Source organism: Ekhidna sp., from assembly GCF_963691765.1.
Classification (GTDB): Bacteria; Bacteroidota; Bacteroidia; order Cytophagales; family Cyclobacteriaceae; genus Ekhidna.
The window spans coordinates 3,266,248-3,292,205 of record NZ_OY829375.1; the positions used below are offsets into that span (position 1 = coordinate 3,266,248).

Sequence of the window (25,958 nt, forward strand, 5' to 3'; positions counted from 1 at the left end):
TGTACTATCCTTCTAATTCTTGAAAAAGCATTTTTACTCATTAACAAAATATATAATGAGTAATAAGAATAAGAGAGCTAAATGGCTTTATATAAGTCTCACAACTCTTGCTGTACTAGTTTTTGGTTCATTTTTGTTTATAAATAATGAGCTGAAAAAAATGTATGGAGGCTATACCGAAAGGGTAGTTTCATCTGATTTCATTAGCAATGAAGAATCATTGATAATAATCAAAAACGTAAACGTACTTTCGAATGACGGCCAATCCTTCTTACCTAATAAAACCGTAGTTATTGCAGATGGTCAAATCTACTCCGTTACCGACGATGTTTCAAAACGCAGCGAAGGCACTGTAATCGACGGGACTGACAAATATTTAATTCCAGGATTGATTGATGCCCATGTCCATCTATGGCAGAGCCCTAATGACTTTCTTCTCTTTTTAGCAAATGGAGTAACAACTATTTATGAGGTCAAAGGATTTGACTTTCAATTGGATTGGAAAAATGAAATTGATTCTGGTATACGATTAGGACCGAATCTTTTGGTTGCTTCTACTAAACTTCAAACTGATGGTTTTTTTCGCGGTGCATTTATGCATTGGATGCAAGGAGATATTAATGTCAGCGATCCGGAAAAAGCATATCAAATTGTAAAGGAGATAAAGGATAAGGGATATGAAGCAATAAAAGTAGGCAGTTTTCTTTCCGAAGAAAGCTATAACGCTATTGATGCTGTCGCAAAGGAATTAGAAATGCCTCTAATTGGTCACTTTCCCTATAAGATGAAACTAGAAAAGCTTTATCAATCTTCTCAAAGCAATGTGATGCATTTAGAAGAGTTTGTTAAAAATCTGAATTACCAGTTTGGGAGAATAGATGCCCATAATTGCGATGAATTCTTGAATTACGTTGATTCAAAAGGACCACAAATTGCTAGAGAGCTGAAAAAATCGAACATAAGCGTTACCACCACCTTACGGTTAATGGAACGTATTTTGAGCGCTAAGATTTCAGTGAAGGAAACTCTAAAAGATGTTGAAGTAGAATATGCCAATCCTGGACTTATGGAAGGTACTGTCATGACAAGTAGGGCACTTGGATGGCTCCCAGATGTGAATACCTATCGAAGATCGACAGATCTTACTGAGGATCAGAAAAGAAACAGTGATGCTTTTTGGAATACGTATGTTAAGGCGAATAAAATGTTTTTGAAATACTTTCTAGATGCTGATGTGAAGATCCTGGCAGGTACTGATACAAATGTATCACCAATGGTAGCTGGCTTTTCGATCCATAATGAGCTTGAGTGTTTGAATAGGTCAGGGATGTCACCGAGTCAGGCTTTGCGTGCTGCGACGATTAACTCTGCATCCTACTTAAACTTGAATAAGGGAAAAGTAGCAGTAGGTTTTGATGCTGATTTGATACTACTGAATAAAAATCCGCTATTCGATATTAGAAACACACGATTTATTGAAAAAGTCATTTTGAGAGGCAAAGTCTATTCAAGAAGTGAATTGGATCAAATGTTGGAAACTGTGAAGAGAGCGAATAATGAAAGCAGGAAGATATCTATTGAGGAATATTTATAGTGTCTGAATCAAAGAGAAGACCAAACTCGCTAATCTCATTCTATCAAGGATTCACAAAGAGCTGATCTTTACATCGAAATTCAATTATATGAAAAGAAAATACTTGGTCTTGATTTTCTCTACGCTATCGCTATTTCTCTACGCTCAAAATCCATCCGAAAAGCTGGTGGATCGAATGGTGATAACTATAACGGATCAAATTAAAAGCAATTATGTGTTGCCTGAAAAAGGAGAACTGATAGCAGATTATTTTCTAAAAGATCATAAAAATGGACGCTTTTCTCAAGCATCAACATTGAAAGAACTAGATTCTATAATGTGCAAAAGTCTGTTTGAAATTAGCAAAGATCATCACCTCTATGTTTGGAATAATTATGACGTTGTAAATCAGCTCAAGTCTGAGAAGATTCAAAAGGAAGATTCGGAAGAGAAAGAATCATTAACTTTTTTCAATAATGAGAAAGCCTACCAATCAAACTTTGGTTTTGAACGAATAGAAATACTGGATAACAATATTGGTTATCTCAGACTTTCTCAAATCAACATTTCGGATCATAGCTTAAAAAAGCTTTATGCTGCTATGAATATAGTTGAACATACAGATGCTCTAATAATTGATTTGAAGAATAATGGTGGAGGAGGAAGCACAGTTGGGTCTGTGCTTGAGACTTATTTTTTTGATGAGCACTTAGACTTGCTTGAATTCCGATCAAGGAACGATGATGCTAGAATTGAAAGTACCGTTGAATGGCTTCTGGAGAATAGATATTTGAAGCCATTGTATATTCTCATAAATAAGGGCACTGCTTCAGCGGCGGAAGCATTTGCTTTTGCACTTCAACATCAAAAGCGTTGTACGATTGTTGGCCAAGCATCATCAGGTGGAGCTTATATGAATACATACTTTCCAGTTAACGATGATTTTGTAATTGCGATATCAACATCTGCACCCTTTCTACCTGGTACCAATGTTAGTTGGGAAGGCGAAGGAGTTCGACCGGATGTTTTAACAGATATCGGAAAAGAGTTTGATACGGCACTTAAGCTATTGAATGAGTGATTTTTTAAAGGCGGACATTCATTTGGAAAAGATAGAGGCTCCGAGGTTAGGCCCGACGGAAGAACTTATTCTGCTGAGTATATTGATCTTAGACGACAATGCCTATTTGACTGAGATTCGTCGTGATATGGATAAGCGTCTAAAAAACGGACCGTCAGACGGCCATCTAAAGAACTCTTTAATGAGAATGGAAAGTAAAGGGTTTCTAGTTTCCTTCTGGACTCAAGCAATACCTAAGAGAGGAGGTAGGAGGAAAAAGATTTATAAGGCTACTATGCTAGCATATAAAGTAATAAAGGATTTAGAAAGAGTAAGATTGAATTTTAGAAGAGATATCAATTTTGAAAGATATCCTGAACTCAAATAGATATGAAAAAGTAACTAGATAACCTGAAGCAGCTGGGATTCTTTGGTTTGTTATCTATTCACTTCTCAAGGATTCTGCTGGGTTAATTTTTGCGACCTTAAATGCCTGAGATATGACAGCTATCATTGCTAAAAACAGTACAAGCGTTCCTGGAAGCAAGTAGGTTGCCCAGGAGGGACTCACGCTAAAAGCAAAGCTATTCAGCCAGCGAGATGCGTATAGATGAGTAAGCGGAACGGCAAGAGCCGCTGCTATTAAAAGAATGATAGCATAGCTCCGCGATAATACCGAAATCAATTGTGTAAGCGAAGCACCAAGTGTTTTTCGGATACCCATCTCTTTTGTTCTAGCTTGTACGATGAATGCAAAAAGTGCAAACAGGCCGATACATGCCAGAAGGATGATTATTGAAGAGAAAAATTTGAAAATAGAAAACATACTGTTCTCTGCTCTGTACGATAGTTCCATTTGCTCATCAATGATCAATGGAGTGATTAAGGCTTCAGGTACAATATCTAATAATGCCTTCTCAATAGTGGCAATACCTGAAGTTATCTCTTTCGTGTTTAATCGAACCATCAGATAGTATTGTGCATTTGAGTTATCAGAAATCTCAATGACGAGGGGCTCTACTTGGTTATGAAGCGATGCGTAGTGAAAATCTTTGACGATTCCTGAAACTTCTCCTTTTTTAGGTAGCCAAGAGTTAACAATGGTTTCACCGATGATATTTTCTCTTTGGAATAGCCGTGCTGCCGTTTCATTTATAAGGAATTGACGGCTATTTATATCAGTATTGACAGACCCGGATATAATTTCTACATCCATCGTCTCTAAGAGGTCCTGATCAGCCACAAGATATTTGGTCGGAACGTGATGTTCTGGACTACTTTCAAGGTAAGTAGGTTCTAGACTGAATCTTTTTCCAATTAAGTGTGAACTGTATGAAACAGATTGAATCTGAGGGTGTTTTTTGAGCTCTGATTTGATTTTCTCTGGATAAAGAATGGCTTCTAATTTTAACTCTTTATGGAGCTGTACGGCTATGACTTCTTCTTTTGAAAAGCCCATGTCCTTTGTCTCAATAAAGTCCATTTGCTCATTGATGATCAATGTAGCACTAAGCATACAAACGGAGATGAAAAACTGAAAGGCCACCATTGTTGTCCGAAATGGCAGCTTACCACCTAATTGAAGTCCGGACCCACTCACACTCTGCAAAGCATGGAGTTTTGATAAATATAGTGCTGGAAATCCTCCGGTGAGCAGACCAACCATAAGTATTAAAACTCCTAATCCGGTTAAGTTTTGAATAGAAAGAAGCTGGTGGATTGAGATTGGAATTAGCGCTAAATCGTTATAAAAAGGGAGCGTAAGATATGCTAGGAGTAGTGCCAAAATTCCAGACAAAAAGACAAGAAGAAATGCTTCGGAGAAAAATTGAAATATGAGTTGCAAGCGGTATGCACCCAGTATCTTTCTTAGTCCAATTTCTCTTATTCGGTTGAGTGTCTGAGCTACATAAAGGTTGATGAAGTTAATGCTGACGACTAATAAGATAAAGCCAGCCAATGCAGCAAGGATATACACAAACATGACGTTGCTATTGGTCTCGATTTCCTTATTTCTGTGAGAGTGTAGATGGATGTCTGTTAGCGGATGTAATTCCAGGTATTCTCCTGTTTCTTCAATATGCTTTTTGATATCTTCATCAGATGCCATACCATCAAAGAATTGAATCTGAAAATCCATTAGTTTTTCTTCAGCTCTTTTCACTGCTTCATCAGATTTAAAGAGGACATAAATAGATAGAGCTGCCCAGCCACGATCCGTATCTTGACCTATGTAAGTGCGTTCCATGGAAGAAATCGTTTCCAATTTCAGATGTGTATTTCTAGGAAAATCTTCAATGATTCCCGTCACTGTTTGTCTCCATCCATCATCAAAATCAACGACTTCTCCGATTCTTTTTTCTCCTGGCTTAAATAATCTATTAGCAATAGATTCGGTTAGGATAATAGAAGAAGGCTTGGTCAAAGCATCCCCTTCATTTCCTTCGATAAATTGCAAGTCAAAAAGTTCTATGATTGAATGATCTGCCAGAAAAGGTCTTTCCACCAATAAATCTTCCTTCTCATAGGAGAGCACTTTAGGTTCAAATGCAAAGAGCCTTGCCACTTCTTCTACTTCTGGAATTTTTTCTTTGAATTCTAATCCCATGATTGGAGGCTTGGCTGCATAGTTGGTAGAAGCGAGTCGGTATATAAGTTGATGCTTGGGATAGGACGTATCGTAGCTAAGTTCATTACGTACGTGAATTGCAATCAACATGGTCATACAGATCCCTATTGCTAGGCCAACAACATTGATAGCTGAATAGAATTTGTACTTAAGAATGTTTCGCTGAGATATTTTAAGATAATTTTTTAACAGGGCTAGCTGATTGTTCTTGGATTTAAAGTCACGAAAAGAAGAGAAACCTATCATTAGGTGCAAAGCATCAAGCCAAAACATAAGGGAGGCATACCGTTTCCCTTTGCTCATGAGTCTCTCTTCATAAATCTCTTCGAGATCTCCCATCAATTCCTCTGCATAGGGGCTTCCGACAAATCGATAAAATAGCCAATATATGATTTTCAAATGTCTCTTATTCGGGTGTCCCATCATTTGCTTGGTTTTAATTGTGGAATGAACTCCCACATGCTCTGACGTACCTCTTGCGATGTTTTTAATTGTCTCATACCTTGGGAAGTCACCTTGAATAAGCGCTTTCGTCGATCACCTCTTTTCTTTGAGTTTCCACCCATCTCAGATTCTAAGAGTCCTTTGTCCTGGAGCCTGTAAAGGGTGATATGTACAGCACCTAGTAATACAGATCTTCCAGAATGTTTTTCCACTTCGTTCTTGACGGAAATTCCATATGCAGTTTCACCTAGAATGCATACTGCCAGTAATACTAGCTCTTCAAACTCTCCTAATCCTTTATTTTTCATTTCTTACAATAATGTATATATACAAAATTATAAGAAATATTCAATTATTAAAAAGGAATAAAGCTGTTAATGCTGCTCTGGAATAACTTTTTTGCAGAATGAAAATCAAATTAAAGTTGATTAACTAACGGGGCATATCCTTACATTCATTACATGTTCCATGTATTGTATAATTGACTCGATTTACTGAAAAATCTTTATTAGGAATTTTTACATTTGGCAACACTACATCGTTCAAACAAAATGTTTTTTGACATTCATCACATCTAAAATGAGCGTGTTGAACTGAATGCTTTTTATCAGGATATTGATTTTCACAAATGGCGTATTTAATTCCTTGTCTATCTTCCGAGGCTTTATGTAAAATCCCATTTTCTTCAAATGAAGCCAGGGCTCGATAAATTGTTACTCGATCGTTACCAGCTTTCATTCTTAAAATGATATCGCTTGCGGAAAGCGCAAAATTGTTGTTTATAAAAAGGCTAAGCATTTCAGATCTAATGCGCGTCTTTTTTAGTCCATGCTCACGCAGCATGTCATTAATAAAGCTTGAATTATCCATATTGGCTTGAACAATTATATTTTAATCAAATATGAATATTAAATCAATTAAAACGGTAAATCTCAGCCCCTTCTAATATGTAATTACATTGGTAAATATCTTCTGAGTTTAATTTTAATTTACCTCTTATGGTAACTACTTGATCCATTTTAAATTTAGGATACCCTGCTTTTAATTTTAATTCAATAATTGATTCAGGTCCTCCATTGCCGCAAAAAAAGCATGATGCGAAAGGATTGCGTGATAGAATGAAAATTCCTTCTTCGGGTTCTATTGGGAGCATAAATCCTTTTATAAATACCTCTTTTCCTTCCAATGATTTTACAGATGATCCAAAATCAGGATAATAGTAATAGGCCTTCTCCTCCTCGCTGTACTTATCAGTAAAACTGACATCTTCTAATGTTTCCCAAGTGATCTTTGTTGGTGGGGTATCACCAAGATTTATATTAAGCAGAATCACAAATAAAATCCGAGTCATTTTAAATTAAGCTTTGTGAAGAATATCAACTTTACAATTAAAGGTTTGAGCAATATTACTTCTTGTAATTTCTAAAAGCAACAAAGTTGCGTTTATATTAAAGTGGTTAGCTTTGCGCACGAAAAAGACGATAAAAATTTAGACATAGATGATATTAAGTGGACTGGAAATAGCAGAACGAATTGGAAATGATATCGAAATAGATCCTTATAATTCTGATCAATTAAATCCCAACAGTTACAATTTAAGGTTGCATGATGAATTAATGATCTACGAAGATTCTATCCTCGATATGAGGAAGGAAAATAAAGTTTCTAAACTTACTATTCCAGAATCAGGTTATGAGCTAATACCTGGTAAACTCTACCTTGGCCGGACTGTAGAGCGTACTCGAACAGACAACCTAGTTCCAATGCTGGAGGGTAGAAGCAGTATTGGGAGACTGGGAATGTTTGTTCATGTTACTGCAGGTTTTGGGGATGTTGGATTTAACGGCTTTTGGACATTAGAAATATTTGTAGTTCAGCCACTAATCATCTATCCCAATGTTGAGATCTGTCAGATATATTACCATCATTTGGATGGAGAGCATACGGTTTACAAGAGCGGAAAATATCAGAATAATAATGGAATTCAGCCAAGCAAGCTTCACGAGGATTTTAAGTAAAACTTGAAGCGAAACCTGAATCGAAATATTGGTTTAATACACGAAGAATGAAGGAGTTAGACGAGCAATTAAAAGAACGCAATGACTATGAGCTAAATGGAGACGCTCACATCATGAGCTCAGTAGAAACACCACTGAGAGCGGATGCATTTGATAAACCGGATCATGAGAAAATAAATAACATCGAAAAGTTATTTAAAGGCATAATGGATGAATTGGGACTTGATCTTACTGATGATAGCTTAAAGGGGACTCCATATCGAGTTGCTAAAATGTATGTAAAGGAACTTTTTAGTGGATTAAATCCTGAAAACAAGCCTGCCTTATCTGTATTTGATAACAAATACAAATACGATAAGATGTTGGTAGAAAGGGATATTGATTTTTCGTCAGCATGTGAACACCACTTTTTACCAATTGTAGGGAAAGCCCATATTGCATACATTTCATCTGGGAAAGTCATAGGACTATCGAAGATCAATAGAATAGTTGAATACTATGGTAAACGACCTCAGGTGCAAGAGCGAATGACTTTACAGATATATAAAGAACTATCGGAAGCACTCGAAACGAAAGACATAATTGTAGTAGTGGAAGCAGAGCATTTATGTGTTTCAACAAGAGGTGTTAATGACAAGACAAGTCGAACCACCACATTAGAATATGGAGGCAAATTCGAAGACGAAGCACTTAGAAATGAATTCTATCAGCTGATTTAAGTTCTCGCTCTTCTAACTAAAATGTAATTTCTATTTCGTTCTATTTTCCGCGAATACCTAATTAATTAAGTTGTTTTTTATAAACGCAACTTTGTTGCATTTATAAAAAATGTTTTTGAATTTTACGTTAAGACTGGAGTTCGTCTTTTGATTGTAGAATTACTAATTGAAGTATAAGAGCGATTAAATTTTGAAAGTATTTGAATATATAGCTTATGGGCTCATTCGCTTTTATCAGGTAGGAATTTCACCACTATTTCCACCTTCATGTCGACATCAGCCTACTTGTTCTCAATACATGATTGAAGCTATTCGAGAGTGGGGAGTTATTAAAGGTATTATTCTGGGATTTAAGAGACTTTCGAAATGTCATCCTTTGGGGACTCACGGATATGATCCTGTGCCTAAAAAGAAAAAAAATGGAATTGATAGTTAACAATGAATTAATTGAATTAGAAGAAGGGCTTCAATTCACACCAAATTTTGATAAGCGAGGCGGCTTACTTCCTGTAGCTGTTCAAGAAAGTGATTCTGGACAAATTTTAATGCTTGCGTCAATAAATGAAGAAGCACTGGCCCAGACCCTTAAATCAGGTCTGGCAACTTTTTGGAGTACTTCACGAAACAAACTTTGGGTTAAAGGAGAGACCTCAGGTGATTACCTAACTATAGATAATATTTTAGTGGACTGCGATCAAGATGCATTTGTATATCAGGTTACACTTCAAGGTAGCGGGGTATGTCATACTTTCAATCAGCATGGTGAACATCGAAAAGCATGTTTTTACAGATCAATAGATTCGAAGAATAACAATCTCAAATTTATCCAGAGCATGAAATGATGAACACTATCCAGAGGAGTTCTATTCTTATGAAATAAAAATCGAAAAATGTTTTCTACAAATAAATTACCAGTAACAGTTCTAAGTGGTTTCCTCGGCGCAGGTAAAACAACACTCTTAAATCATGTTCTTCACAATAAAGAAGGACTAAAGGTGGCTGTTATTGTCAATGATATGAGTGAGGTCAATGTTGATGCAGATTTGGTGAAAAATGAAAATACCTTATCTCGGACAGAAGAGAAACTAGTTGAAATGAGCAACGGTTGTATTTGTTGTACACTTAGGGAGGATCTAATGATTGAGGTTGAGAAACTGGCAAACGAAAAGAGGTTTGACTATCTTTTGATAGAAAGTACTGGTATCAGCGAACCTATACCTGTGGCACAGACATTCAGTTTTGTTGACGAAGAAAACGGAATCGATCTTTCAAAATTTAGTTATATCGATACAATGGTAACCGTTGTTGATGCATTGAATTTTTTCAAAGATTTTGGAAGTCCTGAGTTATTAGTTGATCGTGATTTAACTGATATGGAAGGTGACCATCGCAGTATTGTAAATCTCTTAACCGATCAGGTTGAGTTTGCAAATGTTATTGTATTAAACAAAGCTGACCTTGTGGATAAAGAAACTATTGAAGTGCTTAGATCTACTATCAAAAAACTGAATCCTTCTGCAAAAATTATTGAATCAACCTTCAGTAAAGTAAGTCCAAATGAAATTCTAAATACTGGTCTTTTTGATTTTGAAGAAGCCGAGCAAAGTGCTGGTTGGCTTGAAGAGTTAAACAAGGAAGAACATACTCCAGAAACAGAAGAATATGGTATTGGTTCATTTGTTTATAGAAGTAAAAAACCATTCGATCCAATCCGTTTTTTCAGCTATGTCAATGAACAGTTTCCAAATTCGATAGTACGCAGTAAAGGATTGTTTTGGCTTGCTTCTCGACCAAAGCAAGCATTGATTTGGGGACAGGCAGGCAGTTCTCAAAATGCCGATAGTGCAGGTGTTTGGTGGAGTAGTATGCCTTTAAAAAATCGTATGATGTATGAGGGCTTCGTTGAAAATAGAGAATTTATCGAGTCTGGTTGGGACCCTATGTTTGGGGATAGAAAAAACGAGATTGTCTTCATTGGGCAGAATATGGATAAAGCTTCTATTATTTCAGATTTAGACAACTGCTTAAGTACAGAAGATGAATTGTCGACTAATTTCTGGGTAAGTGGATATAAGGATCATTGGTCGATTCCCAGATTTTCTGAAGAGTATTAATTCTACAGCAAATTCAGATAACATTCCACATCTATTAGTATCATCATTTTTTACTTTTAAAAGAATTGATTTTGTCATCATTGGATAAGAATATTCAGATTAAAAATACTTTAACAGGCGACAAAGAAGTATTCAAGCCTATTTCAAAAAATAGAGTAGGCATGTATGTGTGCGGACCAACGGTTTACGGAGAACCTCATCTAGGTCATGCTCGATCGGCAATTACATTTGATGTAGTATTTCGTTACTTCACCTATTTGGGTTATCGAGTAAGGTATGTAAGAAACATCACAGATGTAGGTCACTTGGAAGATGAACTAAGCGGTGAAGGTGAAGACAAGATTGCTAAAAAGGCTAGACTCGAGCAGCTTGAACCCATGGAAGTCGCTCAGCGATATACTAATCTATATCGAGATATGATGTCCAAGCTAAATGTTTTGCCACCGTCGATAGAACCAACTGCTTCTGGTCATATTTTGGAACAAATAGAGGTTATAGAATCCATCATTAGTAATGGGCTAGCTTATGAATGTAAAGGTTCTGTTTATTTGGATGTTACAGCGTATGTTGAAAAATATCATTATGGTGAACTTTCAGGAAGAGTTTTAGAGGAATTAATGACCGGCAGTCGTTCTCTAGAGGGGCAAAGTGACAAAAAGCATCCTGCTGATTTCGCGTTATGGAAAAAGGCAGAACCCTCCCACATTATGCAATGGTCATCTCCATGGGGCAAAGGGTTTCCTGGCTGGCACATAGAGTGCACAGCAATGAGTAGTAAATATTTAGGAGTTCCTTTTGACATACATGGAGGAGGTATGGATCTTAAATTTCCACATCATGAAGCAGAAATAGCGCAGAGTTATGCTGCTTTTGACTGTGCGCCTGTAAATTATTGGATGCACAACAATATGATGACTCTTGATGGTCAAAAAATGGCAAAGAGCAAAGGAAATTTCATCTCTTTAAGTCAAATGTTTGATGGGGATCATCCGCTGCTAAAAAAAGCACATAGTCCCATGACAGTTCGTTTTCTCATGCTGCAAGCTCATTATGGCAGTCCCATTGATTTTTCGAATCGTGCTCTTGAATCTGCAGAGACTGCATGCAACAAACTGCTTAAAGGATTAACATTTATAAATGATCTACAACCTGATGATTCGAACCAATTTGATAAAGAAATATCAAACCAAATAATTGAAAAATGCAATAGTTGTTTTAAGAGAATGAATGATGATTTTAATACAGCCGAAACCATTGCTGTTTTATTCGATTTATTATCATTGGCTCATAAGATAAGTCAGGCTTCAACAATTATTTCATCTGAAGCTTTAATAGGATTGAAGAAAACTTATAAAGAATTTCTTAGTGATGTTTTGGGTATCAGTTCTGAATCAAGTGATTCATCTGATACTCTTCCAGATATTATAGATGTTCTTTTGGATGTACGAAAAGAGGCTCGTGATAAAAAAGACTTTGAACTATCTGATTATATACGAGATAGACTAAATGTATTAGGTGTCAAAATAAATGATAGTAAAGAAAAATCGACTTATTCGTTTCAATGAATTGACTCTTGAAATCAGAACTTAGTAGATTCTCTCGATTCATTTTGGTCTAAATACTTTCATTTCTGCACTATTTATTTCTAAATAAGGGCCATCTATTAAGTCTATGCAATAGGGAATTGCAGGGAACACAGCTTCTAGGCACTCTTTAATGGATTTAGGTTTGCCAGGTAAATTGACTATTAATGTATTTCCTCTGATACCTGCAGTTTGTCTTGAAAGTATAGCTGTAGGGACATATTGTAAGCTGATCTGTCTCATTTGTTCGCCAAAACCAGGGAGCATTTTTTCACATACGGCAATTGTGGCTTCTGGAGTCACATCCCTTTTAGCAGGTCCCGTTCCACCTGTAGTTACAATTAAACAGCAGGATTCATTGTCAGCTAAGTCTATCAATATTTCTTCTAACTTGTTTTGCTCATCCGGTATTAGCCTATAGCATGCTTCCCAGGTAGATTTTAACCATATATTCATAAGCCTTTCAATTTCCTTACCCGACAAATCTTCATAGACGCCATTGCTCGCTCTGTCAGAAATTGTAATAATTCCAATCTTTATTTTTTTCATGTTATTGTATGTTTTGAGACTTATTAATGCAACCGTGTTGCAATTGTAAGGTATACTTTGTAAATCTGTGTCCCATTGAAAAAGAGAGCTGTAGATATTGTTTGGATATCATCCTTTGTTTTTATAGTAACCTTGATTTATGCTATTTATCAAGTCAAGATTTTTAATGAAGCAGAGCAATCACAAGAGCTTCCTACAATAGATTATTGGCAGGAATTTGCAAAGGTTACAAAAGAGAGAAAATATATTGAGGAAGCTAGTGCATATTATTTATTTCCTGTATTCACTGAAGAGCTTGTAAAACTTTCAGGAAAAGAAGTAACGCTAAGCGGATATTATCTACCATATTCAAAGTTGGAATCAGCAATTATTCTTTCCCGATTCCCGAATGCGAATTGTTTTTTTTGTGGCAGAGCTGGTATAGAATCAGTAGCGATGATTGAACTTGAAGGTAGAGCTTCAAATTTCAGAATGGATCAAAGACTTACAGTTAAAGGGAAACTCATGCTCAATAATTCAAATGTCAATAAACTAGCCTTCGTTTTAGAAGAAGCCTCGGTAGTGGAATTGTAATTGAACGTTGTATAAGTTGCTTATTTAGTGTTTCTCATAGATTCAATATGCCACTCATCATAATTATATTCGGTAGGTATCTATTGTTGAATGTGTGATATAAATTGTGATTCAACTTTAACTAACCTTGAAATGAAATTTCCTATTCTTATCTCCCTTTTGGTATTGGTGACATTCTCTGCAGAGTCACAACGAAAAAAGAAATCAACTGATGATCAGCCTAAGAGCGCTTTTGAAGAGCTTTCTATCCCAGGTTTAAAGTTCAGAAGTATTGGACCTGCATTTACTTCAGGAAGGATCTCCGATTTCGCAGTTAATCCAGAAAATCCAAGTGAATTTTACGTGGCTACTGCCGCTGGTGGTGTTTGGAAGACTACTAATAGAGGTTTGAATTTTAAGCCAATTTTTGATGGTCAGGGATCATATTCAATTGGTGTTGTGGAAATGGACCCAAACAATCATAATGTAGTATGGGTAGGCACAGGCGAGAATAATAATCAACGAAGTGTCGCTTATGGAGACGGCGTCTACAAAAGTGTAGATGGAGGGAAAAGTTGGAATAACATGGGCTTGAAAAATTCTGAACACATTGGAATGATTGCTATCGACCCTACCAATTCTGATGTGGTTTATGTTGCTGCGACTGGCCCGCTTTGGAGTGCTGGAGGAGATCGAGGTTTATATAAAACGTCAGACGGTGGTGAAAACTGGAATAAAATACTAGATATCAGCGAACATACTGGTATCCATGAAGTGCATCTAGATCCTAGAAATTCCAATATAGTTTATGCGGTAGCGCATCAAAGAAGACGACATGTATTTACTTATATCAGTGGAGGACCTGAATCTTCGGTTTATAAGTCTACTGATGGAGGGCAAAACTTTAGGGAGATTAAAAAAGGATTACCAGGTGGTGATTTAGGAAGAATTGGAATCGATATTTCCCCTGCCAATCCAGATGTAATCTATGCTGTGGTAGAGGCTCAAGAGAAAAAAGGAGGTTTTTATAAATCCACAGATTTGGGAGAGTCTTGGGTTCGCCAAAGCGATTATACTTCAAGTGGAAATTACTACCAAGAAGTTATTGCCGATCCTGTAGACGTGGATAGAGTATATATAATGAATACGTTTGCGGCGGTATCAGATAATGGTGGTAAAAAATTTAGCAATGTGGGTGAGAAAAATAAGCACATAGATAATCACGCATTGTGGATTGATCCTAAGAATCCTAATTATTTACTGAATGGTAATGACGGGGGAGTTTATGAGTCGTGGGATAAAGGTAAGACCTGGCGATTCTTTCCAAATTTGCCAGTAACACAATTTTATAAGCTTGGAGTAAGTACTGATTACCCTTTTTATTATGTATATGGTGGGACACAAGATAACTTCACTTTAGGAGGTCCTTCTCAGACTACAGAAACCACAGGTATTACCAACAGGAATTGGTTTGTAACTCAATTAGGGGATGGTTTTGAACCACATGTAGACCCAAAGAATCCAGATATTGTATATAGCCAATCTCAGTATGGAAATCTTGGTCGATTTGATAGATCGAGCGGACAAAATCAGAACATTGTACCACAACCTCCAAAAGGAGATTACTCTTACAACTGGAATTGGGATGCGCCATTATTGATCAGTAGCCATGACAATAAGAGACTTTATTATGCTTCGGATAGGTTGCATAGAAGTGATGATCGAGGACAAAGTTGGAGAGAAGTAAGTGGAGATCTAACTCGCCAGATTGATCGCAATAGATTGGAAGTTATGGGCAAAGTTTGGCCGATGGATGCCGTGGCGAAAAATGTATCTACAACTCCATTTGGCAACATTGTTTCGATAGCTGAATCTCCTCTTGATGAGAACCTTCTTTTTGCTGGTACAGACGATGGACTGATCCACATATCTAGAGATGGAGGCCAGAACTGGACGAAATTCAGCCAGTTTCCGGGAGTTCCTGATATGACTTATGTAAACGAGATTATTGCTTCTACTCACGATAAAAATACCGTTTATGTTGCTTTCAACAATCATAAAAGAGGAGATTTTAAACCATATCTGTTGAAGAGCTCAAACCTTGGGGGAAGCTGGAGTTCAATTGCTTCAAATCTTCCTGAGCGAGGTTCTACTTATGCAATAGCAGAAGATCCGGAAGTTGCTAATCTGCTATTTGTTGGAACAGAGTTTGGTTGCTTTGCAACTGTAGATGGAGGACAATATTGGAAAAAGTTGTCTAGTGGCTTGCCAACCATAGCAGTACGTGATATCAATATCCAGCAGCGTGAAAAGGATCTAGTGCTTGGTACTTTTGGTCGAGGCTTTTATATCATGGATGATTATTCTGCGCTGCGTGATCTTTCCAAAGAGCTAATGGATAAAGAAGCTCACATTTTCCCTGTTTCTGAGGCATTGCAGTATAGCCCATACAGTCCGATTGGGGCCAGTAATACGATCTCGTGGTTAGGACCAAAAGGATTTCAAGGGGAGACCTATTACCTAGGTCAAAATCCAACTTTTGGAGCTGCATTCACATACTATGTGAAAGAAAAATATTCAACGTTAAAAGACACTCGTGAAAAAGAAGAAGGAGAGAAGCGAGAAGACGGTGCGACGGTTTATTATCCGACATACGATCAACTGCGAGCCGAGAAAGATGAAGAAAAACCGTATCTGATCTTCACTATCAAAGATGCCAATGGCGAAGTGGTAAACGAGTTGAGAAAAAGTGCTTCTAAAGGTTTAAATCGCATCTTTTGGGATTTAAAATATCCAGCCATTAATCGAGTTGATACGAAACTTTCAGATCCGACGAAAAATGGTTCTTCTGGAATAATGGTACTTCCTGGTTCATACACGGTGGAATTATCAAAGAGCATAAATGGAGAGGTGACAAAATTGGTTGAGCCTGTTTCATTTGAAGTGAAAACACTAGATAACCTGACTTTACCACCAGCTGATCCGGCTGCCATGTTGTCTTTTCATCGAGAGCTCATGGATCTTTCTAAGGCAGAGCAAGGTGCAAGAAGCACATTTAATCAACTGAATGAAGCATTGAAATATTATAAGTCAGCAGCAAGAATAGTTAAGGATAATTCTTTGAATGAAAGACTAGATGCTATGGAAACTCAACTTGATGAAATACGAATTTCGCTTTATGGAGATCCAATAAAAAGGCAACTTGAAATAGATCAAGCTCCATCGGTAAGCAATAGAGTAAATACGGCGATTTGGACTGGGACGTCAAGCATTACAGATCCAACTGAAACTTCGAAAGAAGTTAAAAGTATAGCCCAAGAATATCTTGATCCAGTCATTGCAAGTTTGAAGAAGATTGTTGAAGAAGACTTACCAGCAATAAATGCGATACTTGATGAGAACAATGCTCCATGGACACCTGGAAGAATAATTGAGATAAAGGACTAAATTTAAAAAGAGTTAATATTATTGGATAATTGAAAACCTAACGAACGTAATCATGAATTTTAAACAAATACCGAACAACTTCATTTATGTCTTCATTCTGATTTTTTTGATGGGATGTACAGCAAAACCGACTGCAGAACAGGAAGTTGAAGAATCTGAAGAAGAACTTATTGCAAGGGCTCTTGAAATTCATGATAGAGTACTGACAGTAGATACACATGCAGACACTCCTTTACGAATGATCGAACCTGGTTTTGATATGTCTGTTCGTCATGATCCAAATGAAACTGGTTCTAAAGTGGATTATCCAAGGATGAAAGAGGGGGGATTGGATGCAATCTTTTTTGCAACCTTCGTAGCTCAAGATATTAGAGATGATGATGGTAATAGCCGAGCAAAAGCGCTTTGCCTTCAGATGATAGATTCTGTAGTTGCCTCAACAGAAAGAAACTCAGATGTTGTTGGCTTAGCACTAGATCCAGATGATGCGTATGAGCTTGAAAAAGAGGGTAAACGAGCTATTTATATAGGAATTGAAAATGGTTACCCTATTGGAACAGATGTTTCCAATGTGGAACTTTATTACAATAAAGGTGTACGATATATAACATTAGTGCACTCATCAAATAATGATATTGCAGATTCAGCAACAGATTCGGAAGGTCCTGAGCACGGAGGGATCAGTGAGCTAGGTGCAGAAGTAGTAAAAGAAATGAATCGTTTAGGTATAATGGTAGATGTTTCTCATGGTGATGATAGTGTTTTTTATGATGCTATTGCCTTATCAAAAGCTCCTATAATTGCCAGTCATTCCAATGCGCGTTCTGTCACAGACCATAAACGAAATATGACAGATGAAATGCTGAAATTAATGGCAGAAAATGGAGGTGTTGTTCAGCTCACAATGCTATCTAGCTATCTTAGAGATATTCCTGCTAATCCAAAGCGAGACTCTGCCGTGGCAGCATTAAGAGCCAATATGAAGCCAACCAGTGAAATGACGGATGATGAGCGATCTGCTGCAAGACAAGCTTTCAATGAAATTGATGAAATGTATCCCAATCCGTCGGCGAATGTTAAACATGTGGTAGATCATATCGATCACATTGTGAAAGTTGCTGGTATTAATCACGTAGGAATTGGGTGTGATTTTGATGGAGGAGGAGGTATCGATGGAATATTTGATGCAAGTGAAGTAATGAATATAACTATTGAATTAGTTAGAAGGGGATACACCGAAGAACAGATTCAAAAAATCTGGGGAGGTAATTTGATTCGAGTTTTCCGCGAAGTACAAGCAGTGGCTGAAGAATTAAAATCATAGTTTTTTGATCGTAGATCGATGTGAAGTTGTTTTTCAGATTATTTCTTTTTTGTTTTCTTACTGGATATTTTACGCTTTCTGTAGCGCATCCGCTAAGATTGTCTTTATGTGAAATAGAGTATACCTCTGAAGAACAACTTCTGACTATACACCTAAAGCTTTTTTTGATGGATGTGAATGAGGCATTGGTTTTTGATCCAAATAGCAATGAACTTGCCTTTTGTCAGCCGGAGGAATCTGTAAATGCTGAAAAATTATTACTTGACTATATAAATAAATTTTTTTACGTCAAGGCCAATGGAAAGAAAGTTGATTTAAAGATTGAAAGTAAAAAGCTAAGTGGTGAAGGAGATAATGTTGCACTTGGAGTATTCTTTGAATTTGATCAACCTCAAAAACTAACTTCCTTGGAAGTCAAAAATGCCATTTTCACTGATCTTTTTTTTGATCAAAGCAACATTGTATATGTGCATTTTGACGGAGACCCGAAGAGTATTATGCTCAACAAGAAAACAACCACCCATAAGTTAACCTTTTGATATGCATCCGTTCCCATTTTATTTGGAACTTGGTTTTGATCATATTTCCAATTTTGCAGGATATGATCATATACTCTTTCTCATTGCGCTTTGCGCAGTTTATAAAATTCAGCAATGGAAGAACATTCTGGTTTTAGTTACTGCATTTACTATTGGTCACAGCGTCACCTTGGCGTTGGTGTCTTTTGATGCCTTTTCTATTCCTTCACATATTATTAAGTTTCTTATACCCACGACAATATTCCTTACTGCGATTCATAATGTAGTCAGTAAAGGCTTGACTGAAAAATCCAATAAAATGGGTAGGAACTACCTCATGGCATTGTTTTTTGGATTTATACATGGGATGGATTTTTCAAACTATTTCAAGGCTTTGCTGATGAGTGATTCATCGATATTAGTTCCTTTATTAGGATTCAATATTGGAATTGAATTAGGTCAACTTCTAGTTGTATTTGTAATCGTTGGCATAGCATTTTTATTTTTAAATCTTATTGGTGTTAAGCATCGTGAATGGAATATTTTCATTTCAGGAGCTGCGGCTGGAATGTCATTGATCTCTATGCTTGACAACAAGTTTTGGTAATTTCCACTATAAAATTCTTATCCAATAGAATGCAATTAATTGGGTCTGCCGGCTTTCCTCAATAATCCCTTATCTTTAGATATTAACGACTTTTAAAATATGAAACGTTTTGTATTCTTAATCTCAATTTCTCTTTTTTCCTTTGGCTTCTTTGTCGCTACACCGTTGGTTGATCTAGATGGTGTAACTGAGGATGTTGACTACTTGGTAGATTTGTATAAATCACTTCATCAATCTCCAGAATTGTCCCTTCAGGAAAAAGAAACATCTAAGAAATTAGCCAATGAGTTGAGAAAAGTCGGTTTCGAAGTGACTGAAAATTTTGGCGGATATGGCATAGTAGGTATTTTAAAAAATGGTGAAGGGCCTACTATTCTTTATCGAACGGATATGGACGCCCTTCCTATGTATGAAAAAACTGAGCTGCCTTACGCAAGTAAGGTTGAGGTTCCATATAATGGTGGAATCGTTGGAACTATGCATTCTTGTGGCCATGATATTCACATGACTAACTGGGTTGGCACAGCACGATATATGTCTCAGAATAAGGATCAATGGAAGGGTACCTTGATGTTTATCGGTCAGCCGGCAGAAGAAATTGGAGAAGGAGCTAAACTGATGTTAGAAGCTGGACTCTACGAAAAATTCGGTGTACCTGACTATGGACTAGGATTACACAGTAGTCCCACTTTGCCAGCAGGAACAGTGGGTCTTTCTGATGGTTATACCATGGCGACAGCTGAATTTGCAGATATCAAGGTTTTTGGAATTGGTGCTCATGGGGCGTCTCCACATATGTCTATAGATCCGGTGGTTGTTGCATCTATGATAGTGATGGATCTTCAAACTATTGCAAGTAGAAGTGTTAAGCCGGTTGATGATGTAGTCGTAACAGTTGGAGCTATAAAGGGAGGTACCAAGCATAATATTATTCCAGATGAAGTAACTCTTCAGTTGACTATTAGAACATTTACAGAGGAAGTAAGACAACTCGTACATAAACGAATAGAAGAAATATCGCGTGGTGTGGCTATTGCCGCTGGGTTACCTGAGGATAAGATGCCCGAAGTGATCTTTAATACCGCGTTTACACCATCCAATTTTAACAATACGGAATTGATTCAATCAATGAGAAAGTCAGCAAAAAAAGTCATTGATGATGATAAAGTTATGGAGGCTGAGCCTCAAATGGTGGCAGAAGATTTTTCGCTTTATGGATTGACAGAGCATAAAGTGCCGACGGTACTTTTTTGGCTAGGCACAGTCCCTGACCATAGAATTCAGTCTGGAGATTTACCTGGTTTACATTCACCATTTTATTACCCAGAACCCGAGAAATCTTTGGAAACCGGAGTGGCTGTAGTAAGTCAAACAATGTTGGATTTATTCAAACAGTAGATTTAATGGTCAAAAACTACAGCTTGCGTCTGCTTTGGTAAGCTTGAAAAATTGAGGTTTTTCACCAAGAACTTTGATAACATTGATTTGATCTGGAAAAAGCTCCATGAAATAATCAGCTTCAAGATGAAATGATTGCCATTTCTTAGGAGTATCTAGATTAAAGGTAATCCAGTGACTGTCTCCTTCCACTTTAGAATCCTTAAAAAAGAACTCAATTTTTTGATTATTGATTTGAAGTTTGATTTTTTTTCTAAAATAATCTTCTATTGAAGTGTTATCATTCTTCAAAGCATCTTTTAAGTTATCAGAAAAAACTTTGATCTTCATTTCCTGATTATCAATCTCTAAAACAGAAAGATATATATCATGATCAGCTTTTAGATCTAGACTTAAAAAGTAGAGAGGAATAAGAAAGAGTGATATCATTAATTGCGAAATATGAAGTAATGATAGACTATCTAAATTGTATTCTTGCTTATTCCTCTTCTAAATAATTTAATTCCTATAAAGCTATTCTGCATTCAGCTCAGAAAGTAATCTTTCGGCCTTATAGATATATTTAACAGCAGCAGCTATTCCACCAGCATGTACAGACACTGTACGGTTGTATTCATCATCGAAAATGAAATATCCTGGCAAGCTTTCCATATTTCCATCGAATGCTAAACCAACGACTTCAGCATTTTGATTAATCACAGGACTACCTGAATTTCCTCCGATAATATCATTTGTACTTACAAAATTGAGAGGTGATTTAAGCAAATCGAAGCTTGGATTCTGCCATTTTTCCGGTAGGTTCCAAGGATACTCTTTGTCGTTGCTAAAGTGACGATCATATAGCCCAAAGTATGTGGTCTTATATGGAGCAGTGGTTCCATTATATTCATATCCCTTTACTACACCATCTGCGATTCTTAATGAGAATGTCGCATCAGGAGGGCTACTTAAACCAGAGGCTTCAAATGAAATATTCATCACTTGACTTTGTAGCTCAGCATTTGAAGCATTGATTCTACTTAATATCCCTCCGGCTTCTTGCAGTTTATTTGGGAATACCTCAGCGAACGCTAAAAGTGGCTCTTTTTCCAACTTACTGCCCTTTAATTTGAAAAATTTATCTGGTTCATTAAGTAAAATACTGGCCTCCATTACTTGTTCTGCCTTCTCACGCGGTTTCATTCCATCAAGAAGGCCATTGATGTAGTCCTGTCTTGAATGCTCTTCCAGTTCGATCAAAAGAACGGAAAAAAGAGCCTTCTCTAGATTAATATCCATTCCCTTTACCAGATTAGTTAGTGCTTTCTTGCTTTCTGCAATTCTATCCGCATTGTCGCTATCCATTGCCGCTTTATACCCGCTTAATTGATGGATGATTTGATTCACCTTGCCTCGCAAGGTATTAGGTCCAAGGAAAATAGCTTCAGCATAGTATTTTGAAGCTTCTTTTGCATTATCCTCTATTTGCGACCAAGGATTATTTTCAATTTGAGCATTCTTTCTGAGAGCTTCTTCCTTCTTTGCTTTTTTAGTCATAAGATATGGATCGTTTAGTCCATCGAGTCTGCCTCTGTACGCTTTTTCGGAATTACTTAGACTAAAAGCGAAGTTGACTATTGAATCTTTCTCATAGACATCTTCCACTTCTTCAGCTGCTATCAAAAGGATCTCTTTTCTATTAGCAACTAATGATACGATTGCTGGAGCGGTTACATCTCGCTGATAGTACAATTGAGCCATAGTTAAATAGCGACCAGTACTTCCAGGATTTCCTACGACGAAAACAGGATCATTTTCTTGAGCACCATTTGGATTAAATTCGAAGTAGTTATCAGGTTGCAAAGGATTCCCTTCTTCGTCATACGCTCGAAAAAAAGTAAAATCCAGGTTGTATCTTGGATAGGTAAAATTATCAGGATCTCCTCCATAGTAACCCAAAGGCAGTTCAGGATATAGCACTAATCTCACATCATTGTAGCGTTTAAATCCATATAGTGAATATTTACCTCCACTATAAAATGTTCTTGTTTCTAGTTCTAGTCCTATCCAACCTTCTTTCTGACTATATTTTTCAGTGATCATGGTTAAGGCAGAATCAACTTCCAATTGGCTATTTGCTACTTCCTCAGTAATATCTGCGATCATTACCATTTGATCTACAAATAGATCTGGCACCCTACGTTCGTCTTCGAGCGTATTAGCATAAAATCCATTTTCGTCAAAATTTTCTCCTTCATTCATTACTGAGGCAACAACTCCGCGAGAACAATGATGATTAGTCATGATCAATCCATTGGAAGAAATAAATGATGCAGAACACCATGTGGCAAACCGCAGTGCCGATTTTCTAATGTCATCCATCCATTCTTGTGTTGGCGTAAAACCGTAAGCTTCTTGAAAATATTCTACTGGTGGATTTTCGAAAGTCCACATTTTCCCTTGATCAAAACGTCCGGGCTGAACGTCTTCAAGGTTAGTGTTTTGCTGTGCATTCAATATGCACGGAATCAGCAGCATTAGGATGATTAAGTATCTCATGATTAAGGATTAATGGGTTTGAAAAGTATATTTCGTTTGTTGTTCGCTCTCAATTTTACTTTGTGATGTGCAATTGGAAATAAAAAAAGGAAGGACTAACGCCCTTCCACCTAAAGTAAAATGCGATCGCATTTCAAATATAAATTGAAATATAATAAACGCAACAATGTTGCATTGATATTCAAATTTTGTGGGTTAAATACTATACTTAGCACCGAAAGGAGTTAATCATACTTTACCATAACTTTCTGGGATAGGTATCCTTTACCTCCATCGAATACCTCAGTCCATCCGTTTTTCTTTAAATACTTCACCAGGTAATGGTTGAGTAATCCATGTGAGACTAAGAGTGTTTTACCATTTTCAATTGCATGATTGTCTAGTGTTGCTGTAGCAATTCGCGCACGGTGTTTTGCTTCTGAAAAGCTTTCAATTCCCTTTTTATTCAGTCCCATAACCCAAAAGATTCTAGAACCAGTTGTCCACCATTTTAATGGTAACTTAATGTTAAAGAAGGTGAAGATTTTTCTTTCAAATTCTCTGTAGATAGAGTCAGCTTGCTTGTCTGGATGTGTATTAAATAACTGGTTTGCAGTAGAAATTGATCGGTTTAAGGAGCTTGTAAAGATGATGTCAATTTCATTATTCTCTAATTGTAGCGGATTAAATTCAGGGGGATATACTCCAACAGTATCGTATGAGTAAACAAAATTTATTGCATCTTTTCTTTTTCTCCAACCCCTTTTCTCTAATGCTGGTTCGCCATGTCTTAGTAAAATGATCTGCTTCAATCTCGAAAAATCTTCTACTAATTCCATTTCCTCTTTAATGAATTCAACAGTCACGGAAATTTTTTCTTGATCCTCGAGTGCTTGATAATGAGCTTTGATTTTTTCAAGTTGTGCAAAGCTTGTGTGACAAAAAATGATAAATAGAATTGAAAAACTATAGAGTAAAGTCAATTTCATATTAAGATTTGAAGAAGTCAATTTGTCCTAAAAAATGATTTTCAAGCAATTTATTTCAGTTCTTTTAGAGATAAAACTCTTACTAGTATTAACAAGAGATATTCGATCTTAAACCACTAAACATCAGTAGTTTCCGATTAAATCATTTGTCATATTAACCGTAATAATTATTACTATTTTAGTTTTCACAAATTGAAACCTATCGTATGAAATCATCTCTTATATTCTTTTTATCAATACTCTTTACTTACAATTCTTTTGGTCAAGACCGTATTACGGGAGAGTCTTTTGCCACCCGATCCGAAGTATTAGGGCAAAATGGAATGGTAGCTACAAGTCATCCTCTTGCAACGCAAATAGGATTGGATGTTTTGAAAAATGGAGGTAATGCCATTGATGCTGCTATTGCTGCGAACGCCGCACTCGGGCTCATGGAGCCAACGGGATGTGGAATAGGAGGTGATCTTTTTGCAATAGTATGGGACGGCAAGACTAAAAAGCTCTATGGATTGAATGCGAGTGGTCGATCACCTCAAAAGCTTACTTTAGAATATTTCGAGAAGGAGAAAATGGGAAAAATTCCTTCTCATGGTCCACTTCCAGTAAGTGTACCAGGTGCAGTAGATGGCTGGTTTGAACTGCATAATAGGTTTGGATCTAAGTCAATGACAGAAATACTCGCTCCTGCTATTGATTATGCTGAAAAAGGATTTCCACTGACAGAACTTATTGCTTGGTATATGCAAAGGACGGTACCTTTTTTTGAATCAAAGGGATTTCCCAACATTGTAGATACCTATAAAACGCAGAATGGAGGTCGCCTTCCCAATGAGGGTGAAATCTATAAAAATCCTTATTTAGCTGATACTTACAGAAAAATTGCCAAGGGTGGTAGAGATGCATTTTATAAAGGAGAGATTGCAAAAACAATAGGAAAGTTTATCCAAGAACAAGGAGGATTCTTGTCTGTCGAAGACTTAGCTGCACATAAGTCTGAATGGGTGGAACCTGTTTCTATTAATTATAGGGGATATGATGTTTGGGAATTGCCACCAAACGGACAAGGAATAGCCGCTCTTCAAATGCTTAAAATACTGGAAGGTTATAACTTCTCTGATATAGAATTTGGTAGTGCAGAACACCTTCATCTTTTTACTGAGGCCAAAAAATTGGCTTTTGAAGATCGCGCAAAGTACTATGCAGATATGGATTTTTTTGATGTTCCTGTAGACAAACTTCTTTCTGAAGAGTATGCAGAAGAAAGAAGAAATTTGATTGATAGCAGAGCAGGAACATATTCTGCGGGTGAGATTTCTGCGGGTGAGACTATTTACATGACCGTGGCTGACAATGAAGGAACAATGATATCATTAATCCAAAGTAACTATCGTGGAATGGGTTCTGGAATGGCACCTCCGAAGTTAGGTTTCATGTTGCAGGACCGTGGAGAGCTTTTTAGTCTCAAACGTGGACAAGCCAATACATATGAACCTGGTAAGAGACCATTTCATACCATTATTCCAGCCTTTATTACAAAGGAAGGGAAGCCATTTGTGAGTTTTGGGGTCATGGGAGGGGATTTTCAGCCGATGGGTCATACACAAATTGTAATGAATCTGATAGATTTTGGGATGAATCTGCAAGAAGCAGGAGATGCTCCTCGGTGGGACCATACTGGTGGGGCGAGCCCCATGGGTCGCTCAACTGAGGATACAGGTATGATACGAACAGAATCAGGTATTCCATATTCTACAATCCGTGAATTGATGGATAAAGGACACAGAATAGGCACAGCTCGCGGAGTTTATGGTGGCTACCAGGCGATCATGTGGGATGAAAAAAATAAAGTTTATCATGGAGCTTCTGAGAGTCGTAAAGATGGACAGGCTGCAGGGTACTAGTTATCGATTATCTTAA

At 37.0% G+C, this 25,958-nt stretch carries 24 protein-coding genes; 16 read left to right on the forward strand and 8 right to left on the reverse strand.

What is annotated here, in order from left to right; genetic code table 11:
* The first annotated feature begins 55 nt into the window (after positions 1-55).
* From ACY650_RS14765 to ACY650_RS14775, 3 genes are all read left to right on the forward strand, one after another.
* On the forward strand, positions 56-1,594 hold the full coding sequence (locus tag ACY650_RS14765; protein ID WP_462248418.1) for an amidohydrolase family protein: 1,539 nt from the start codon (positions 56-58) through the stop codon (positions 1,592-1,594).
* 88 nt (positions 1,595-1,682) lie between these two features.
* Positions 1,683-2,654: a S41 family peptidase gene (locus ACY650_RS14770; RefSeq protein ID WP_462248420.1), complete on the forward strand. Its 972-nt coding sequence runs from the start codon at positions 1,683-1,685 to the stop codon at positions 2,652-2,654.
* Positions 2,647-3,021, forward strand: coding sequence for a PadR family transcriptional regulator (locus tag ACY650_RS14775; RefSeq protein WP_462248422.1), 375 nt, complete (start codon positions 2,647-2,649; stop codon positions 3,019-3,021). Before ACY650_RS14770 ends, ACY650_RS14775 begins: the two co-directional genes overlap by 8 nt.
* A 54-nt stretch (positions 3,022-3,075) precedes the next feature.
* Here ACY650_RS14775 and ACY650_RS14780 read toward each other — a convergent pair whose 3' ends face one another.
* From ACY650_RS14780 to ACY650_RS14795, 4 genes are all read right to left on the reverse strand, one after another.
* Complete coding sequence (locus tag ACY650_RS14780) at positions 3,076-5,688, reverse strand: FtsX-like permease family protein (protein ID WP_462248424.1); 2,613 nt, start codon at positions 5,686-5,688, stop codon at positions 3,076-3,078.
* Positions 5,685-6,014: a PadR family transcriptional regulator gene (locus ACY650_RS14785; RefSeq protein WP_462248426.1), complete on the reverse strand. Its 330-nt coding sequence runs from the start codon at positions 6,012-6,014 to the stop codon at positions 5,685-5,687. Before ACY650_RS14785 ends, ACY650_RS14780 begins: the two co-directional genes overlap by 4 nt.
* 124 nt (positions 6,015-6,138) lie before the next feature.
* Positions 6,139-6,576, reverse strand: a complete 438-nt coding sequence (locus ACY650_RS14790; protein WP_462248428.1) for a Fur family transcriptional regulator — start codon at positions 6,574-6,576, stop codon at positions 6,139-6,141.
* Positions 6,577-6,619: 43 nt separating this feature from the next.
* Entirely contained in the window at positions 6,620-7,057 is a 438-nt protein-coding gene (locus ACY650_RS14795) for a DUF3299 domain-containing protein (RefSeq protein WP_462248430.1), read from the reverse strand.
* Positions 7,058-7,205: 148 nt separating this feature from the next.
* On the opposite strand from ACY650_RS14795, the gene dcd reads away from it, so the two are divergent.
* From dcd to cysS, 6 genes are all read left to right on the forward strand, one after another.
* On the forward strand, positions 7,206-7,724 hold the full coding sequence (gene dcd / locus ACY650_RS14800) for a dCTP deaminase (RefSeq protein WP_462248432.1): 519 nt from the start codon (positions 7,206-7,208) through the stop codon (positions 7,722-7,724).
* A gap of 47 nt (positions 7,725-7,771) precedes the next feature.
* The gene (folE, locus tag ACY650_RS14805) at positions 7,772-8,443 is read left to right on the forward strand and encodes a GTP cyclohydrolase I FolE (protein ID WP_462248434.1); all 672 of its coding nucleotides are present in this window, start codon (positions 7,772-7,774) and stop codon (positions 8,441-8,443) included.
* Between the two features lie 190 nt (positions 8,444-8,633).
* Positions 8,634-8,879, forward strand: coding sequence for a membrane protein insertion efficiency factor YidD (gene yidD, locus ACY650_RS14810; protein ID WP_462248436.1), 246 nt, complete (start codon positions 8,634-8,636; stop codon positions 8,877-8,879).
* Positions 8,863-9,285, forward strand: a complete 423-nt coding sequence (locus ACY650_RS14815; protein ID WP_462248438.1) for a phosphoribosyl-AMP cyclohydrolase — start codon at positions 8,863-8,865, stop codon at positions 9,283-9,285. The genes yidD and ACY650_RS14815 overlap by 17 nt, the downstream gene beginning before the upstream one ends.
* 48 nt (positions 9,286-9,333) lie before the next feature.
* Positions 9,334-10,557 carry a GTP-binding protein gene (locus ACY650_RS14820; protein ID WP_462248440.1) on the forward strand — a complete coding sequence of 408 codons (1,224 nt, stop codon included), beginning with the start codon at positions 9,334-9,336 and terminating at the stop codon, positions 10,555-10,557.
* A gap of 71 nt (positions 10,558-10,628) precedes the next feature.
* Entirely contained in the window at positions 10,629-12,122 is a 1,494-nt protein-coding gene (gene cysS / locus ACY650_RS14825; protein WP_462248442.1) for a cysteine--tRNA ligase, read from the forward strand.
* A 39-nt stretch (positions 12,123-12,161) separates the two neighbouring features.
* On the opposite strand, the gene mog is transcribed toward cysS, so the two are convergent.
* Complete coding sequence (gene mog / locus ACY650_RS14830; protein WP_462248444.1) at positions 12,162-12,689, reverse strand: molybdopterin adenylyltransferase; 528 nt, start codon at positions 12,687-12,689, stop codon at positions 12,162-12,164.
* A gap of 75 nt (positions 12,690-12,764) precedes the next feature.
* Between mog and ACY650_RS14835 the strand changes: the two genes are divergently transcribed.
* From ACY650_RS14835 to ACY650_RS14860, 6 genes are all read left to right on the forward strand, one after another.
* Positions 12,765-13,262, forward strand: a complete 498-nt coding sequence (locus tag ACY650_RS14835; protein WP_462248446.1) for a DUF3299 domain-containing protein — start codon at positions 12,765-12,767, stop codon at positions 13,260-13,262.
* Positions 13,263-13,394: 132 nt separating this feature from the next.
* Positions 13,395-16,688: a WD40/YVTN/BNR-like repeat-containing protein gene (locus ACY650_RS14840; protein ID WP_462248448.1), complete on the forward strand. Its 3,294-nt coding sequence runs from the start codon at positions 13,395-13,397 to the stop codon at positions 16,686-16,688.
* A gap of 52 nt (positions 16,689-16,740) precedes the next feature.
* Positions 16,741-18,012, forward strand: a complete 1,272-nt coding sequence (locus tag ACY650_RS14845) for a dipeptidase (RefSeq protein ID WP_462248450.1) — start codon at positions 16,741-16,743, stop codon at positions 18,010-18,012.
* A 20-nt stretch (positions 18,013-18,032) separates the two neighbouring features.
* Entirely contained in the window at positions 18,033-18,551 is a 519-nt protein-coding gene (locus tag ACY650_RS14850) for a DUF6702 family protein (protein WP_462248452.1), read from the forward strand.
* Between the two features lies 1 nt (position 18,552).
* A complete protein-coding gene (locus ACY650_RS14855; protein ID WP_462248454.1) occupies positions 18,553-19,137 on the forward strand; it encodes a HupE/UreJ family protein in 585 nt (194 codons plus the stop codon).
* Between the two features lie 99 nt (positions 19,138-19,236).
* Positions 19,237-20,535 (forward strand): M20 metallopeptidase family protein, encoded by a 1,299-nt coding sequence (locus ACY650_RS14860; protein ID WP_462248456.1) that lies wholly within the window; start codon positions 19,237-19,239, stop codon positions 20,533-20,535.
* Between the two features lie 9 nt (positions 20,536-20,544).
* On the opposite strand, the gene ACY650_RS14865 is transcribed toward ACY650_RS14860, so the two are convergent.
* The 3 genes from ACY650_RS14865 to ACY650_RS14875 all read right to left on the reverse strand — a co-directional run bounded on the left by ACY650_RS14865 (position 20,545) and on the right by ACY650_RS14875 (position 24,041).
* Positions 20,545-20,964, reverse strand: coding sequence for a DUF6702 family protein (locus ACY650_RS14865; protein WP_462248457.1), 420 nt, complete (start codon positions 20,962-20,964; stop codon positions 20,545-20,547).
* Positions 20,965-21,048: 84 nt separating this feature from the next.
* Complete coding sequence (locus tag ACY650_RS14870) at positions 21,049-23,073, reverse strand: S46 family peptidase (protein WP_462248458.1); 2,025 nt, start codon at positions 23,071-23,073, stop codon at positions 21,049-21,051.
* A 224-nt stretch (positions 23,074-23,297) separates the two neighbouring features.
* Positions 23,298-24,041 carry a histidine phosphatase family protein gene (locus tag ACY650_RS14875; RefSeq protein ID WP_462248459.1) on the reverse strand — a complete coding sequence of 248 codons (744 nt, stop codon included), beginning with the start codon at positions 24,039-24,041 and terminating at the stop codon, positions 23,298-23,300.
* Positions 24,042-24,247: 206 nt separating this feature from the next.
* On the opposite strand from ACY650_RS14875, the gene ggt reads away from it, so the two are divergent.
* Positions 24,248-25,942, forward strand: coding sequence for a gamma-glutamyltransferase (ggt, locus tag ACY650_RS14880; protein ID WP_462248460.1), 1,695 nt, complete (start codon positions 24,248-24,250; stop codon positions 25,940-25,942).
* The last annotated feature ends 16 nt before the right edge of the window (positions 25,943-25,958 follow it).

Excerpts from the sequence above, each read along its gene's own strand:
- ACY650_RS14845 (WP_462248450.1), top strand. The coding sequence starts at position 16,741 with ATGAATTTTAAACAAATACCGAACAACTTCATTTATGTCTTCATTCTG.
- ACY650_RS14865 (WP_462248457.1), bottom strand. The coding sequence starts at position 20,964 with ATGATATCACTCTTTCTTATTCCTCTCTACTTTTTAAGTCTAGATCTA.
- ACY650_RS14870 (WP_462248458.1), bottom strand. The coding sequence starts at position 23,073 with ATGAGATACTTAATCATCCTAATGCTGCTGATTCCGTGCATATTGAAT.
- ACY650_RS14860 (WP_462248456.1), top strand. The coding sequence starts at position 19,237 with ATGAAACGTTTTGTATTCTTAATCTCAATTTCTCTTTTTTCCTTTGGC.
- ACY650_RS14785 (WP_462248426.1), bottom strand. The coding sequence starts at position 6,014 with ATGAAAAATAAAGGATTAGGAGAGTTTGAAGAGCTAGTATTACTGGCA.
- ACY650_RS14780 (WP_462248424.1), bottom strand. The coding sequence starts at position 5,688 with ATGATGGGACACCCGAATAAGAGACATTTGAAAATCATATATTGGCTA.
- ACY650_RS14765 (WP_462248418.1), top strand. The coding sequence starts at position 56 with ATGAGTAATAAGAATAAGAGAGCTAAATGGCTTTATATAAGTCTCACA.
- folE (WP_462248434.1), top strand. The coding sequence starts at position 7,772 with ATGAAGGAGTTAGACGAGCAATTAAAAGAACGCAATGACTATGAGCTA.
- ggt (WP_462248460.1), top strand. The coding sequence starts at position 24,248 with ATGAAATCATCTCTTATATTCTTTTTATCAATACTCTTTACTTACAAT.
- ACY650_RS14855 (WP_462248454.1), top strand. The coding sequence starts at position 18,553 with ATGCATCCGTTCCCATTTTATTTGGAACTTGGTTTTGATCATATTTCC.
- ACY650_RS14790 (WP_462248428.1), bottom strand. The coding sequence starts at position 6,576 with ATGGATAATTCAAGCTTTATTAATGACATGCTGCGTGAGCATGGACTA.
- ACY650_RS14775 (WP_462248422.1), top strand. The coding sequence starts at position 2,647 with ATGAGTGATTTTTTAAAGGCGGACATTCATTTGGAAAAGATAGAGGCT.
- dcd (WP_462248432.1), top strand. The coding sequence starts at position 7,206 with ATGATATTAAGTGGACTGGAAATAGCAGAACGAATTGGAAATGATATC.
- ACY650_RS14820 (WP_462248440.1), top strand. The coding sequence starts at position 9,334 with ATGTTTTCTACAAATAAATTACCAGTAACAGTTCTAAGTGGTTTCCTC.
- mog (WP_462248444.1), bottom strand. The coding sequence starts at position 12,689 with ATGAAAAAAATAAAGATTGGAATTATTACAATTTCTGACAGAGCGAGC.
- ACY650_RS14815 (WP_462248438.1), top strand. The coding sequence starts at position 8,863 with ATGGAATTGATAGTTAACAATGAATTAATTGAATTAGAAGAAGGGCTT.
- ACY650_RS14840 (WP_462248448.1), top strand. The coding sequence starts at position 13,395 with ATGAAATTTCCTATTCTTATCTCCCTTTTGGTATTGGTGACATTCTCT.
- ACY650_RS14875 (WP_462248459.1), bottom strand. The coding sequence starts at position 24,041 with ATGAAATTGACTTTACTCTATAGTTTTTCAATTCTATTTATCATTTTT.
- ACY650_RS14795 (WP_462248430.1), bottom strand. The coding sequence starts at position 7,057 with ATGACTCGGATTTTATTTGTGATTCTGCTTAATATAAATCTTGGTGAT.
- ACY650_RS14770 (WP_462248420.1), top strand. The coding sequence starts at position 1,683 with ATGAAAAGAAAATACTTGGTCTTGATTTTCTCTACGCTATCGCTATTT.